At 75.8% G+C, this 13,694-nt stretch carries 13 protein-coding genes; 2 read left to right on the top strand and 11 right to left on the bottom strand.

The features are described 5' to 3' along the window. Positions 1-101: 101 nt before the first annotated feature. Positions 102-2,519 carry an ATP-binding protein gene (locus ABD419_RS14895; RefSeq protein WP_344487698.1) on the top strand — a complete coding sequence of 806 codons (2,418 nt, stop codon included), beginning with the start codon at positions 102-104 and terminating at the stop codon, positions 2,517-2,519. A gap of 86 nt (positions 2,520-2,605) precedes the next feature. Here the strand turns inward: ABD419_RS14895 and ABD419_RS14890 are convergent, their stop codons facing one another. The 11 genes from ABD419_RS14890 to idi all read right to left on the bottom strand — a co-directional run bounded on the left by ABD419_RS14890 (position 2,606) and on the right by idi (position 10,836). Beyond that, a complete protein-coding gene (locus tag ABD419_RS14890; protein WP_344487696.1) occupies positions 2,606-3,436 on the bottom strand; it encodes an NAD(P)H-binding protein in 831 nt (276 codons plus the stop codon). 117 nt (positions 3,437-3,553) lie between these two features. Beyond that, positions 3,554-4,279 carry an anti-sigma factor gene (locus ABD419_RS14885; protein WP_344487694.1) on the bottom strand — a complete coding sequence of 242 codons (726 nt, stop codon included), beginning with the start codon at positions 4,277-4,279 and terminating at the stop codon, positions 3,554-3,556. Beyond that, positions 4,276-4,830: an ECF RNA polymerase sigma factor SigK gene (gene sigK, locus ABD419_RS14880; RefSeq protein ID WP_344487691.1), complete on the bottom strand. Its 555-nt coding sequence runs from the start codon at positions 4,828-4,830 to the stop codon at positions 4,276-4,278. Before sigK ends, ABD419_RS14885 begins: the two co-directional genes overlap by 4 nt. 107 nt (positions 4,831-4,937) lie before the next feature. Continuing rightward, complete coding sequence (locus ABD419_RS14875; protein ID WP_344488036.1) at positions 4,938-5,306, bottom strand: DUF4267 domain-containing protein; 369 nt, start codon at positions 5,304-5,306, stop codon at positions 4,938-4,940. Between the two features lie 17 nt (positions 5,307-5,323). Continuing rightward, the gene (locus ABD419_RS14870; protein ID WP_344487689.1) at positions 5,324-6,202 is read right to left on the bottom strand and encodes a prenyltransferase; all 879 of its coding nucleotides are present in this window, start codon (positions 6,200-6,202) and stop codon (positions 5,324-5,326) included. Beyond that, complete coding sequence (locus tag ABD419_RS14865; protein ID WP_344487687.1) at positions 6,199-6,504, bottom strand: lycopene cyclase domain-containing protein; 306 nt, start codon at positions 6,502-6,504, stop codon at positions 6,199-6,201. Before ABD419_RS14865 ends, ABD419_RS14870 begins: the two co-directional genes overlap by 4 nt. Then, positions 6,501-6,821, bottom strand: a complete 321-nt coding sequence (locus tag ABD419_RS14860; RefSeq protein ID WP_344487685.1) for a lycopene cyclase domain-containing protein — start codon at positions 6,819-6,821, stop codon at positions 6,501-6,503. Before ABD419_RS14860 ends, ABD419_RS14865 begins: the two co-directional genes overlap by 4 nt. Position 6,822: 1 nt before the next feature. Further along, a complete protein-coding gene (gene crtI / locus ABD419_RS14855; RefSeq protein ID WP_344487684.1) occupies positions 6,823-8,349 on the bottom strand; it encodes a phytoene desaturase family protein in 1,527 nt (508 codons plus the stop codon). Next, positions 8,346-9,209, bottom strand: coding sequence for a phytoene/squalene synthase family protein (locus tag ABD419_RS14850; protein WP_344487683.1), 864 nt, complete (start codon positions 9,207-9,209; stop codon positions 8,346-8,348). Before ABD419_RS14850 ends, crtI begins: the two co-directional genes overlap by 4 nt. Next, the gene (locus ABD419_RS14845; RefSeq protein WP_344487682.1) at positions 9,206-10,255 is read right to left on the bottom strand and encodes a polyprenyl synthetase family protein; all 1,050 of its coding nucleotides are present in this window, start codon (positions 10,253-10,255) and stop codon (positions 9,206-9,208) included. Before ABD419_RS14845 ends, ABD419_RS14850 begins: the two co-directional genes overlap by 4 nt. Next, on the bottom strand, positions 10,255-10,836 hold the full coding sequence (idi, locus tag ABD419_RS14840; RefSeq protein ID WP_344487681.1) for an isopentenyl-diphosphate Delta-isomerase: 582 nt from the start codon (positions 10,834-10,836) through the stop codon (positions 10,255-10,257). Before idi ends, ABD419_RS14845 begins: the two co-directional genes overlap by 1 nt. Before the next feature lie 144 nt (positions 10,837-10,980). Between idi and ABD419_RS14835 the strand changes: the two genes are divergently transcribed. Then, positions 10,981-13,560, top strand: a complete 2,580-nt coding sequence (locus tag ABD419_RS14835) for an AfsR/SARP family transcriptional regulator (RefSeq protein ID WP_344487679.1) — start codon at positions 10,981-10,983, stop codon at positions 13,558-13,560. Positions 13,561-13,694 lie beyond the last annotated feature (134 nt).

Here is a 13,694-nt window from a genome sequence, read left to right as displayed (position 1 = left end):
GGCCGGCTGAACGGCGGAGCACCGGCGGGACACCGGCGGGATCCCGCCGAGCGCCAGTTCACGACGCCCGCCGACTCGTCCCGCTGCCCTACCATTGCCGGATGCCCGACCACATGTCCGAGGCCCGCATCGACCTCCGCCGGCTCCGGTCGCGAGCGGTGATGACGCAGGAGGAGCTCGCGCTCAAGGCGGGCGTCGGCATCCGCACGATCCGCGACATCGAATCGGGCCGGACCCGGCCGCAGCCGCGCACCCTGCGGCTCCTCATGCAGGCGCTCGGCGTCGACGCCGGGAGCGACGCCGACGCGGGACCGCCCCCGCCCCGCGAGCTGCCGCGGTCGCTCGCCGGGTTCGCGGGACGCGAGCTGCCAATGGACTCGCTGCTCGCCGCCGTCGAGGGAGGCGCCGAGGTCGTCGCCGTGCACGGCATGGCCGGCGTCGGCAAGACCTCCCTCGCGGTGCGCGCCGCGCACGCGCTCGCCGACCGCTACCCCGACGGCCAGCTGTTCGTGGACCTCCACGGGTTCAGCGGCGCCGAAGGCCTGCGCCCGGACCTGGCTTCGGTGCTCACCCGCGTGATCCGCAGCCTCGACCCGTCCGGCCGCGCCCGCCCCGAGGCGCTCGACGAACTCACCGCGACCTACCGCAGCACGCTCGCCGGCAGGCGGGTCCTGCTCGTGCTCGACGACGCCCCGAGCGCCGAGCAGGTCGAGCCGCTCCTGCCCGGCACGCCCGACAGCCTGGTCATCGCCACCAGCCGCCGCGACCTCTCCGCGCTCTCGGGCGCGCACTCCGTGCCGCTCGAACCGCCCCCGATGCGCGAGGCCGTCGCCATGCTCGGCCTGGCCGCGGGCCGGGCCACCGCCGACGAGGCCGTCGCGATCGCCGAGCGCTGCGGACGGCTCCCGCTCGCGATGGGCCTCGCGGCCGCCCGCCTGCGCAGCCGTCCTCAATGGAGGGTCAGCGACCTGCTGGAGCGCCTCGCCGACGAGGACCGGGTCCTCGACGAGCTCGACACGGGCCACCGCGGCGTCGCCGCCGCCCTGCACGCCTCCTACCGCGAACTCGACGCCGACCACCGGCTCCTGCTCCGGCGCCTCGGGCTCGCCCCCGGCGGCGACGCCGACGCCCGCGCCGCCGCCGCGCTGACCGGCTTCGACGCCGACCGGTCCTCCGGGATCCTCGAAGCCCTCGTCGACGTCCACCTGGCCGAGACCCGCTCGGCAGGCCGCTACCGGCTCCACGACCTCGTGCGCCGCTTCGCCGCCGGACTCGCCGACCACGAAGAGCCCGAGGCGGAACGGCGCGCGGCGCTCCGGCGGCTCGTCGAGGTCCACCTGCACTTCGCCTACGCCGCCGCGGCGCGCCTGCACCCGAACAAGCGCCGCTACACCGAAGGCGCGGCCGCCCACGGTCTCGACCTGCCCGGCTTCGAGGACCAGGCCGAGGCGCTGGCCTGGTTCCAGACCGAGCGCGGCAACCTCGCCGCCGCGGTGGCCGCCGCCGAGGCGGCGGGCTTCGACGAGGAGGCGTGGCACCTGGCGACCGCGTTCAACGCGTTCTTCGTGCACGACTCCGACATCGGCCCGCACGCCGCGGTCAACCGGACGGCGGCGGCGATCGCCCGCCGCACCGGCGACCGCCGCAAGGAGGCCTACACCCTCGGCGACACCGGCCGCCGGCTCCTCGCCGCGGGCCGGAACCGCGAGGCCATCGATTGCCTGGAGCAGTCCGTCGCCCTCAAACGCGCCCTGGGCGAGGACGCCGACGCGGCGCTGACCCTCGCCAACATCGGGGTCCTGCACCGCCGCTCGGGACGCTTCGCCGAGTCCGTGGCGGTCCACGAGGCGGCGCTGGAGCTCGCCGAGGCGGCCGACGACGCGGCGGCGGCCGCGCTCATCCGGACCAACATGGTCGTCCCGCTGCTGCGGCTCGGGCGGTTCGACGAGGTCCGCCGCCGCCTCGACGCGGCCGAGTCCCGCCTCGACGCCGGCGACGACCACAACCGCGTCCGCATCGAGGCGTTCCGCGGCGTCCTCACCCGCGAGCTCGGCGACCCCGACCGCGCCGCGGCCGTGCACGCCGCGGCCCTCGACGCCTATGGGGGAGAAGGGGACACCGCCGACGTCACCGACACGCTCATCGAACTCGGCGAGGACCTCCTGCGCCTCGGCCGAGCCGCCGAGGCCGCCGCCCGCCTCGACCGGGCCGTCGCGTACGCGGTGAAACTGGTCGACCCCTCACTGGAGCGCGCCGCCCGCAACGACCTCGGCCGCGCCCTCACCGCCTGCGGCCGCGCCGGCGAGGCCCTCGCCCAGCACGAGCGCGCCGCCGCCCTCGCCCGGTCCCATGAGGACGCCTACGAGCTCGCCCGCGCCCACCGCGGCCTCGCCGGGGCGCATCTCGCCTTGGGCGACAACGGCACCGCCCGCCGGCTCCTTTGCGACGCCCTCGACGGGTTCACCGCCTGCGGCGTCCCCGAGGCCGCGGCGGCGGAGCAGGAACTCGCCCGAATCTGACGCGGCGCTCGGCCCCCGCGGCCCGCAACCGCCCGTCGCGGACACCACGAGGGCCCGCCCGGGGACCGGGCGGCCCCTCATGCACGCTAACGGAAGTCGGCGGCGTGGGCTTCGGCCCACTGCTCGAAGGTGCGGGGCGGGCGGCCGGTGATCTCCTCGACCGTGCGGAAGACGGGGGACTCGTCGAGGGAGCCCTTGACGTAGAAGTCGAGGAAGGCGTCGACGAACGGCTGGGGCATGGTCGACTCCAGCTGGAACCGGGTCTCCTGCGGCGAGAGGTTCTCGAAGCGGAGGGGCCGGTCGAGGACGCGGGCGAGGACCGCGATCTGCTCAGCGGGGAGCATGGGGCGGGGGCCGGAGATGCGGTGGATCGCGCCCTCGTGGCCCGGGTTCGTCAACGCGGTCGCGGCGACCGCGGCGATGTCGGCGGGGTCGATGCAGGCCACGGGGATCTCGCCCCAGGGGGCGCGCACGAGGTCGCCCTCGCGGAGCTGGGGGAGCCAGCGGAGGGCGTTGGAGTCGAACCCGCTGGGGCGCAGGATGGTCCAGAGGAGACCCGACTCGCGGGCCGCGGTCTCGGTGTCGAGCATCATCGCGGTGACGGCGTTGGCGGTGTCGCCGGACTCGGCGGAGCTGCCGGAGAGCTGGACGACGCGCACGACGCCCGCCTCCCGCAGCTTGCGGTACAGGCCGGGCATGTCGGGGAAGCCGGGGAGCAGGAATGCGCCCTCGACCCCGTCCAGCCAGGGGTCCAATGTGGCCGGATCGTCGAGGTCGGCCTCCACCGCCTCGACGTGCTCGACCGGTTCCCACCGGGCGGCGGAGCGGACCACGGCCCGCACTGGGAGGCCCTGATCCGCAAGGGCCCGAACGACTTCGCCGCCGACGTTGCCGGTGGCTCCCGAGACGAGGTACATGCGGCGATCCTAACGCGAATCGCCGCGAAACGGGCCGGGCGTCAGGGCCCGTCCTGTGCATCCCGGCGAGCGGGCGGACGGGCCGGACACCGCCCGTCCGGATGCACCGGACAGGTCCTAGGCGGGCAGGGCCACGTCGGCGATCATCGGCGTGGTCGGCTGATCGGACCCGCCCGCGGGCTCGCTGGTGAGGCCGATGACCTCGGTGTCGCCGACGCCGTCCACGACCATGGTCGCGGAGGAGTCGCCCGCGTCCATGACGCCGGCCGAGACCTGCCCGGCCGCGTCCACGAGCCACACCTGGTAGGAGCGGTCGTCGCCGATGGCGGCGAGGTCGGAGACGACCACGACCGCGCGGTCGAGGTCGGCGGAGTAGACGATGGTGACGCGCCCGCCGCCCTCGGCCTGCTGGAAGGCGACGTCGGCGTCGGCCGCTTCGAGGACGGCGGTCATCTGCGACTCGTCCTCGGCCGGGCCGCGCATGACCTGCCAGGTGGCGAAGACGCCCGCGAAGGCGGCGACGACGGCGAACGCGGCGGCGCCGACCGCGAGCCGCAGGCGCGGGTGCCGCCACCGGCTCGGGCGCCGCGCCGGGCGGGGCCGGCGCGCGGGCGCGGGCTCCTGCGGGGTGCGGCGGGCCTCGGCCAGGACGCGCTCGCGCAGGCCCGGCGGGGGCTCGGTGACGAGGGTGTCGGAGAGGCGGGCGACGGCCTCGCGCAGCTCGTCCGCCTCCCGGGAGCACGACTCGCATTGCGCCACATGGGCTTCGATGAGGCGCCGCTCGTCGTCCTCGACCGCGTCGAGGACCCAGGCGCCGATGAGGGCGTGGACGTCGTCGCTCACCGGGAGGCCTCCAGGCAGTCGCGCAGCTTCACGAGGCCGTCCCGGATGCGGGTCTTGACGGTCGGCACGGCGGCGTCCAGGAGTGCCGCGACCTGCTGGTACGTGTACCCGCCGTAGTAGGCGAGGGTCACGGCGCGGTGCTGGAGCTCGGTGAGGGCCTTGAGGCACCGCCGCACCTGGCGGTGCTCGATGCGCTGCGCGGCGGCGTCGGCGACGGGGTCGGCCGGGACGTCGGCCGACTCGGCGGCCGCGCGCCGCTCGCGGTCCCCGGCGGCCTGGGAGGCGCGCACGCGGTCGACGGCGCGGCGGTGGGCGATGGTGGCGATCCACGCGAGGGCCGTGCCGCGGCGCTCGTCGAAGCGGGCCGCGGTGCGCCACACCTCGATCAGGACCTCCTGGGCGACCTCCTCGGCCTGGGCCCGGTCGCGCAGCACGCGCAGGCAGATCCCGTAGACGCGCGGCGACATCAGGTCGTAGAGCCCGGAGAACGCCTCGTCCTCGCCGTGCCCGGCGCGCAGCAGCAGCGACTCGGCGGAGACGGTGTCAACCACGGCGTCCGCCCGGCGCGCACGCCCGGTGCGCGGTGTCGGTGCACGGTTCCACGGTCGCTCCCTCTCGGACTGGGACCATCAGCCTATAGAACCGCTCGGGGCCCGGTTCACAGGATGAGCAGGACCGCGGCCACGGCCACGGCCGCGGCGAGCCCGGCCAGATGGGGCAGGTAGGTCCGCCCGTCCCGGATGCCGTGGCGCGCAACGATGACCACGTCGCCGAGCGGGATGAGCGCCAGCGCGAGCAGGACGAGGCCGATCGTGGTCGCGGGGCTCGTGCAGGCCACGGTGACCACCGCCGCGCCCGCGGCGATGTCGCGCCAGGCGGCCGCGGCCGCCCAGGAGCGGGTCCCGGGCGTGTCGGCCGGGATGCCGTACGCGTGCGCGGCGAACTCCGGCGCGGCGACGCCCACGACGCCGATCAGCGCGAACGCGGCGCCGAGCGCCCCCGCGGCCCAGACGGCCGCCGTCGTCATGAACTCCACACCGTCCATCATCCCCGGGCCGCGACGATGAGGACGAGGGTGACCCCGAACCCGGCGATCTGGTTGAGCCACAGGAACCGGCGCCAGCCCGCCGTCGACTCCCCGGCGCGGGCGTCCGGCACGTTCCGGTACGGCCAGGCCGAGGCGATGTAGAGCAGCACCAGCGGCGCGGCGAGCGGGCCGGGCCAGGGCGTGAGCAGCACGGCGAGTCCGGCGGCGGCGTAGCAGGCGATCGAGAACCGGACGGTGGGGGCCGCGCCCCACCAGGTGGCGATCGAGGCGATCCCGGCCTCGCGGTCGGAGGGCACGTCCTGGACGGCGCCGAACGCGTGCGAGGCGACGCCCCACAGTCCGAACGCGACGAACACGGCGGTCGTGGCGGCCGTCCACGGCGCGTCGGCGAGCACGATCGCGTAGGCCGCGGGGGACCAGAAGTGGATGCTGGAGGTCAGCGAGTCCGCGAGCGGGATCTCCTTGAGCCGCAGCGGCGGCGCCGAGTAGTACACGACGAAGAGCATCGAGGCGGCCAGCACCGCGTTCGCGGCGAGCGAGCCGATCGCGAAGAGGTACCCCAGGAACGGCAGGCACACGGCCGCGGCGGCGACGAGTGTGGCCCGGTGCAGCCCTCGGTCGAGCACGGCTCCGTGCGCGCCGCCCTTGCGGGGGCTGCGCAGGTCCGACTCGTAGTCGAAGACGTCGTTGATCCCGTACATCGCGAGGTTGTACGGCACCAGGAAGAACAGGGTGCCGACGATGAACGCGAGGTCGATCGTCCCGGCCGTCATGAGCCAGGCCGCGGCGAACGGGTACGCGGTGTTGATCCAGCTCACCGGCCGCGAGGAGACGAGCAGCTGCGTGGCGGTGGTGCGGGCGGTCAGGACGGTCATGCGCGGCGCCGTTCCGGTAGGAGGACGAAGACGGCCGGCACCGCGAACGCGGCGCACAGCGGGTAGGCGAAGTCCTCGATCGGCGCGCGGCCGATCTTGAGGCCGAGGAGGTGGGTCTCGGGGTAGGTGAACAGGCCCGCGGCGATCATGGCGTTGTCGAACACCGCGGTGAGCGCGAGCAGGAGCACCGCGGCGGCCGCCGAGGCGGCCATGCGGGGCCCGAAGTGCGGGCGGCGGGCGCTGAGCGCGGTCACCGCGGCGGTGGCGGCCAGGAACGGCAGGCAGATGAGCGCGTACGTCATCGGTCCTCCGCGAACGGGAGTCGCCGGGCCGCCTGCCACGCGACCACGGCGAGGTAGCACAGGAACGCGAGGAACACCGGCTCCTCCAGCGGCAGGTGCGGGGCCAGGTCGATCCCCAGCAGCGCGTCGGAGCCGCCCTTGACGAACACTCCGGTGGCGATGCCGACCGCGTCCCAGACCAGGAGGAACGCGGTGCCGACGGCGACGGCGAGGAGCGTGCGGCGCGGCGACCGGAACGCGGCCAGGCGGAACCGCCGGTCGAGGGCGGCGACGCCGGCGGCGCTCACCAGGATCGCCGCGAGGTACACGCCGGGCATGTCAGGCCTCCCCGGGTTCGGGGAGCGGGCCCGGCGAGCGGTCGCCCCGCAGGCGCTTGAGCACGAGCTCGGCCGAGATGAGGCACATCGGCAGGCCGATGCCCGGCAGCGTCGAGGCCCCGGCGTACATGAGGCCCCGCACCTTCCGGGAGGCGTTGCCGGGCCGGAAGAACGCGCTCTGGCGGAGGGTGTGCTCCAGGCCGAGCGCGTTGCCGCGCCAGGCGTTGAGGCCGGTCGCGAAGTCGCCGGGGGCGACGGTGCGGCGCACCACGACGCGCTCGGGGAGGTCCGGGGCGCCGCACCAGGCGGCGATCTGCGCGATGACGCGGTCGGCGGCGGCCTCGACGGCGAGGTCGCCGCCGCTGCCGATGCCGGGGTCGGCGGGGACCGGGACGAGGACGAACAGGTTCTCGTGCCCCGCCGGGGCGGCGGTCGGGTCGGTGGCGCTGGGGCGGCACACGTAGATCGAGGCCGGGTGCGGGACGCGGGGCCGGCGTCCGAAGATCGCGTCGAAGTTCGCCTTCCAGTCGCGCGTGAACAGCAGGTTGTGGTGCGCGAGTTGCGGAAGCGGGCCCTCGACGCCGAGCATGAGCAGGAGTGCGCCGGGGCTCGGACTGCGCCGCCGCCACCACGCCTCGGGGTAGGTGCGTTCGCCGTCGCCGAGGAGCGCGGTCTCGGTGTGGTGCAGGTCGGCGGTGGAGACGACCAGGTCGGCGTCGAGTTCGCGGCCGTCCCGGAGCCGCACGCCGCGCGCGCTCCCGTCCCGGGTGAGGATGCGCTCGACGGGCGCGCCGGTCTCGACCTTCGCCCCGGCGGCCGCGGCGAGCCGCTCGACCGCCGCGATGACGGTCGTGAAGCCGCCCATGGGGTACAGCACGCCGTCGGCGAGGTCGAGGTGGCTCATCAGGTGGTACAGGCTGGGCGCCCGGTAGGGGGAGCTGCCGAGGAAGACCGCCGGGTAGCCGAGGATCTGGCGCAGCCGCCGGTCGGTGAAGCGGCGGTCGACGTGCGCGGCGAGCGAGCGCGTCAGCAGCGGCAGCAGCCGCGGGAGCCGCCGCAGCAGCGCGGGGTCGCGCAGGCCCTTCGTCGTCTCGTAGGTGTCGTACAGGAACCGGTTCACGGCCAGGTCGTAGGCGTCCCGGGCGGAGTCGAGGTAGGACGACAGGCGCGGGCCCGCGCCGGTCTCGATCCGCTCGAACATCGCGGTCGCCGACTCGCGCCCGGAGACGACGTCGAGCGGCGCGGCCCCGGGCGGCTCGAAGTGCGCCCGGAACGCGGGCGTGAGCCGCACGAGGTCGAGCTCGTCTCCGGCCGTGGTCCCCATGAGCCGGAACCAGTGCTCGAACACCTCCGGCATCAGGTACCAGCTCGGCCCGGTGTCGAACCGGAAGCCGCCGTGCTCCCAGGACCCGGCCCGGCCCCCGGTCGCGGGGCGGGCCTCCAGGACCGTGACGTCGTGGCCGTCCCGGGCGAGCAGCCCGGCCGTGGCGAGGCCCGAGATGCCGCCGCCGATGACGATCGCCCTCATGCGCCACCGCCCCGCTGCGACGGGACGAGCGAGACCTTCGCCGCGATGACCGCCTTGCGCCAGTTGGGGACCCGGACTCGCCCGGGCCCGTTCTCCTCCCGCAGCCGCCGCGAGAGCGCGGCGAACAGCCCGTGCGCGGTGGCGACGGCGCGGCGGCAGTCCTTGGGCAGCAGGGGGATGCACGCGCGGGCCGCGAGGAGGTCGCGGTCGATCCGGTCGAGGACCTCCGTGCGGGCGGCCGCGGAGTCGCCGACGCCCAGGTAGTCGCGGCCCAGGCCGGTGCGGTCGTGCTCGGCGTCGCGCAGGAAGTTGACCTCCTGGAACGCCGAGCCGAGCCGCCGCGCGCCCTCGCGGACGAGCGGGTCGGCGGGGTCGGTGCCGGGCCGGCCGGCGTTGACGAACGCCTGGAGGCACATCAGCCCGACCACCTCGGCCGAGCCGTACACGTACTGGCGGCGCGAGCGGTCGTCGTGGTCGGCGATCTCCAGGTCCGACCGCATCGACGCGAAGAACGGCCGCACCAGGTCCTCACCGATGCCGCACTCGCGCGCGGTGAGCGCGAAGGCGTGCACGACGAGGTTGGCGCTGAAGCCCTCCTCGATCGCGCGCAGCGTGTGCGCCTCCAGGTCGTCGAGGACGTGGCGGGTGGCGGCCGCGTCGAGCCCGGCCTCGGCGGCGGGGCCGTCGACGACCTCGTCGGCGACGCGCACGAGCGCGTAGACGGCGCGCACGTGCGTGCGCACCCGCGGCCCCAGCAGCCGGCACGCGAGGCCGAACGAGGTCGAGTAGCCGGCGATGACCTCGTCGGCCGCTCGCCGGGCGGTGCGGTGGTACAAGTCGAGTCCTTGGTCTCCGGTCACGGGACGCGCTCCTCGATGACGTCGGTGAGGTCTCCGAGCATCCGCCGGGCGGCCTCGGGGATGGGGGCGCGGGACCACCGGGCGCGGGCGGCGTCCAGGGTCTCGTCGATCAGTGCGCTGACCCGCTTGCGGGCCCCGCAGGCGTCGAGGGCCTCCTGGGCCGCGCGCACGCCTTCGGGTCCGATGCGCGCCATGGCTATCGCCGACTCCACTTCGGACCATTCGTCGCTGCGGCGGGCCAGGGCCACCAGCGCGGTGTGCTTGCCCTCGCGCAGGTCCGCGCCGGGGGTGCGGCCCGCCTGCCCGGCCGTGCCGAACGCGCCGATGAGGTCGTCGGCGAGCTGGAACGCGAGCCCGAGCGAGCGCCCGGCCGCGCCGAGCGCCGCCACCGCCTCGTCCGGCGCGCCCGCGATGAGCGCACCGGCCTGGAGCGGCGCGCTGATGGAGTAGACGGCCGTCTTGTCGCGCGCGGTGGCGAGCACGGCCTCGGGGCTGGGCGGGTTCGGGAGGGTCGCGTACTCGACGTCGGCGAGCTCGCCCGCGGCCGAGACGAGGATGACGTCGTCGAGCAGGTCGAGCAGCCCGCCCCGCGCCCCGGCGGGGAGGTCCGCGCCCGCGATGAGCCGCGTGGCCTCGTACAGGAGCACGTCGCCGACGAGGATCGAGGCGGCGTCGCCGAAGGTCGCGGCCCGCCCGAAGGACGCGCCGGCCGCGCGGGCGCCCGCGCGGAACACCCCGGAGACGTTCGGCTTGCCGCGCCGCTCCACGTCGCCGTCGATCACGTCGTCGTGGATGACGAACGCGGTGTGGAGGAGCTCGAACCCGGCGGCGACGTCGGCCACCGCCCCCTCCGCGGCACCGCCCCCGAACGCCAGGTACGAGGTGGCCACCAGGCGCGGCCGGAACCGCTTCCCGCCGGTCGCGGCGTCCACCGCGGCCTCGGCGATGACGGCGGCCCGCGGGTCCCGCGCCCGCCCCTTCGCGGCAAGGCGCGCCAGCGCCCGGTCCACCATCGCGTCGACGGCGGCCGCATCCGCAGCGGACATCAGGGCCCCCCGTCCGGTCGCAGCAGGTCCAGGCGCGGGGCCTGGAGCACCAGCCACGGGCTGAACGCCCACGGCGCGGCGGCCAGCGCCGCCGCGAGGTCCCGCGGCGCCGTCCACGCGAAGTCCATGACCTCCTCGGGGTTCATGCGCACCTCGCCGTCGGCGGTCGCGGTGTACACCGGGCAGACCTCGTTCTCGACGATCCCGCCCGCGTCCACGGCCCGGTACCTGAAGTCCGGCACCGCCGGAGCCACGTCCGAGACCCGCATCCCGAGCTCGCGGTCCGCGTGCCGCGTGACCGCGTCCTCGAACGACTCGCCCGGGCGCGGGTGCCCGCAGAACGCGTTGGTCCACACGCCCGGCCAGGCCCGCTTCGCCAGCGACCGGCGAGTGACCAGGAGCCGCCCGTCCGGCCCGGCCACATGGCACGAGAACGCCAGGTGCAGCGGCGTCTCGGCGGTGTGCACCTCGGCCTTCGCGGCGGTCCCGACCTCGTTCCCGGCCTCGTCCAACAGGATCACGTCGTCCACGAGCGACCTCCCCTCGCGCCCGGTGCCGGTGCGGTCCCGTCCATGCCTCACGTCCTCTCCTCGCCCGGATCTTGAGCACGCATTCGGAGCAGGATCGCATTCGGATTGGTCCCGCAGGCGACTTTTTTCGAACCCGTCCGAAGGGTCCGGTACGCTGGTCCTCCGGGTCCCCTCCCCATCAACCACCGGAGTCCCATGCGGTTCACGGTCCTCGGTCCGCTCCAGATCGTCGTCGACGGGGAGCCGCGACCCCTGCTCGGCAAGACCGCCGCCATCCTCGCGGTGCTTCTGCTCGAACGGAACCTCCCGGTGAGCACCGGCCGCCTCATCGAGGCCGTCTGGCCCGACGAGCCGCCGCGCACCGCGCACCGGCAGGTCCAGAACCGCGTCGCCGAGCTCCGCAGTCTCATCGCCGACGACCCCGGGTGCACGCTGGAGACCATCGGCGCGGCCTACCGCCTCCAGGTGGGCCCCGGCGGCGTCGACGTGGACCGCTTCGAGTCCGGCCGCCTCTACGCCGCGTCCCTCGTGGAGGACGGCGACCCCGTCGAGGCGCTCGCCGTCTACGACCTCGCCCTGGGCCTGTGGCGCGGGCCCGCGTACGCCGGGCTCGGCGGGCACTTCATCGAGTCCGGCGCCGCCGTCCTGGAGGAGTCCCGCATGGAGGTGGTCGAGGAGCGCCTCGACCTGCTCCTGCACCTGCGGCGCTTCGACCGGGCCTCCGTCGAGGCGCGTGCCCGCCTCGCCGAGCACCCGTTCCGCGAGCGCCTGGTCTGCCAGCTCATGATCGCCCTGCACGCCACCGGCCGCACCGCCGAGGCGCTGGAGGCGTACGAGACCCTGCGGCGCGCCCTCGCCGACACCCTCGGCGCCGACCCCGGCCCGCAGGTGCGCCGCACCCATCTCGACCTCCTCCAAGGCAACCTCGACCCGCACGGCCCGACCGCCGCGCCCTCGGTGCGCTCCCGACCCCGCGTCCCCCGCCAGCTGCCCGCGCCCGTCCCCGGGTTCACAGGCCGCACGGCCGAACTCGAGCGGATCGACGCCCGCTGGACCGAACGCGACGCCAACGGGCCCTTGACGATCGCGATCACCGGGATCGGCGGCGCCGGGAAGTCCTCGCTTGGCCTGGAATGGGCCCGCCGCCGCACCGGCGACTTCCCCGACGGCCAGCTCCACGCCGACCTGCGCGGCGGCGACGCCGCCGGGGCCGCCGACCCGCTCGCCGTCCTCCACGGCTTCCTGCGCGCCCTCGGCACCCGCCCCGCCGACCTCCCCGCCGACGTCGGCCAGGCCGCCGCGAACTACCGGGCCCTCCTCGCGGGCCGCCGCGTCCTGGTGTTCCTCGACAACGCCGGGGACGCCGACCAGGTGCGCCCGCTCCTGCCCGGCACCGGCGGCTCGGCGGTCGTCGTGACCGGCCGCGCCCGCCTCGACCCGCTGCAGCACTTCAGCAACGTGGTCGCCGTCGCGATCGCCGAACTCCCCGAGGACGACGCCATCGCGCTCCTGCGGGCCCTCACCGGCGACACCGCCGCGCGGCGCGAGGACGCCGCCGCCGTGGCCGCCCACTGCGGCGGCCTGCCGCTCGCGCTCCGCATCGCCGCCGGACTCCTCGACGACCGCCCCGGCCTCGGCCTCGCCGGCCTCGCGAAGCGCCTCGGCGACGGCCGCCTCTGGCAGGCCGGCGAACGCGGCCAGATCGCCCGCGTCTTCGACCTCTCCCACGCCGGGCTCGACGACGGCGAGCGCCGCTGCCTGCGCGACCTCGCACTCCTGCCCGTGCCCGACATCGGCGAGCCGGTCGCGCTGCGCATCGCGGCAGCGGCCAGCGCACGCGCCGTTGCGGAGGCGGGCGGCGCCGACGACCATGCCGGTGCCTCCGGCGGCGGGGGACAGGGCCGCGATCGCGGCGACGCAGACGGCCGCGAACGCGAACACGGCGGCCCCGCCGCCGCGGACGGCGAACGCGTGCTCGCCGCCCTCGCCGCAGCGCACTTGATCCGCACGGGCGCGGACGGCCGCTACCGCCTGCACCGCCTCGTCGCCGAGTACGCCCGCGCCAAATCACCCGCCACCGCCGCGGAACTGCGCGCCCTGCGCGAACGCGCCGTGGCGGGCTTCCGCGACCTGCGCGCCCCGGCCCCCTTGGCCGAGTACGGGTTCCTGACCGCCGCCTACCGCGCGTGGGCCGCGTTCCCCGAGGGCGCGCTGCTCGCCGACGTCCTCTGCGGCTACGCCAAGCGCGGCCACCGCCCCGAGGAGCTCGAACGCCTCGCCGAGGCCGCGCTCCCCGCCGCGGGACCCGACCCGGCCCACCTGGCCCGGCACCGCAACCTCGTGGCCGTCGCCGCGTACGCGCGCGGCGCGCTCGCGAAGGCCGAGGAGCACGGCAGGGCCGCATTGGAAGCGGTCGAGCGCACCGACCATGGCGACCGCTTCGGCGCCGCCCGCGCGAACCTCGCCACCGCGCTCGCGCGCCTGGGCCGGGAGCGGGAGGCGCTGCCGCTCCTGACCGCCGCGCTGGCGGCCGCCGCCGGGGCCGGGCGCGACGGCGACGCCGCCGTCATGGGCATGACCCTCGGCTGGCTCCACTTCCGCATGCGCGACTTCCCGGCCGCCGAGCGCGAGCTCGAACTCGCGCTGGCGCGCTTCAAGCGCGGCGGCGACGCGGCGGGCGCGCGGGAGGTCCACGCGCACTTCGCGGAGGTCTACCGGGCCTGGGGCCGCCACACGCAGTCGCGGGCGAGCCTGCGGCGCATCGCGGGCTCATGATTTCTTCACAGCGGGTTCCCGCGGCCCGCTGAAGATGCCCAGTTCGCCCAGGTAGCGGCCTGATTCAGCGGATTCTCGCGGTACCCTTCGTGCGCACTTCCGCACTACGCTGTCGCATAGGACACAGGAACCGG

This window comes from Glycomyces endophyticus, assembly GCF_039531525.1.
Lineage (GTDB): Bacteria > Actinomycetota > Actinomycetes > Mycobacteriales > Micromonosporaceae > Glycomyces > Glycomyces endophyticus.
This window is presented reverse-complemented; position numbering and strand designations above follow the sequence as displayed.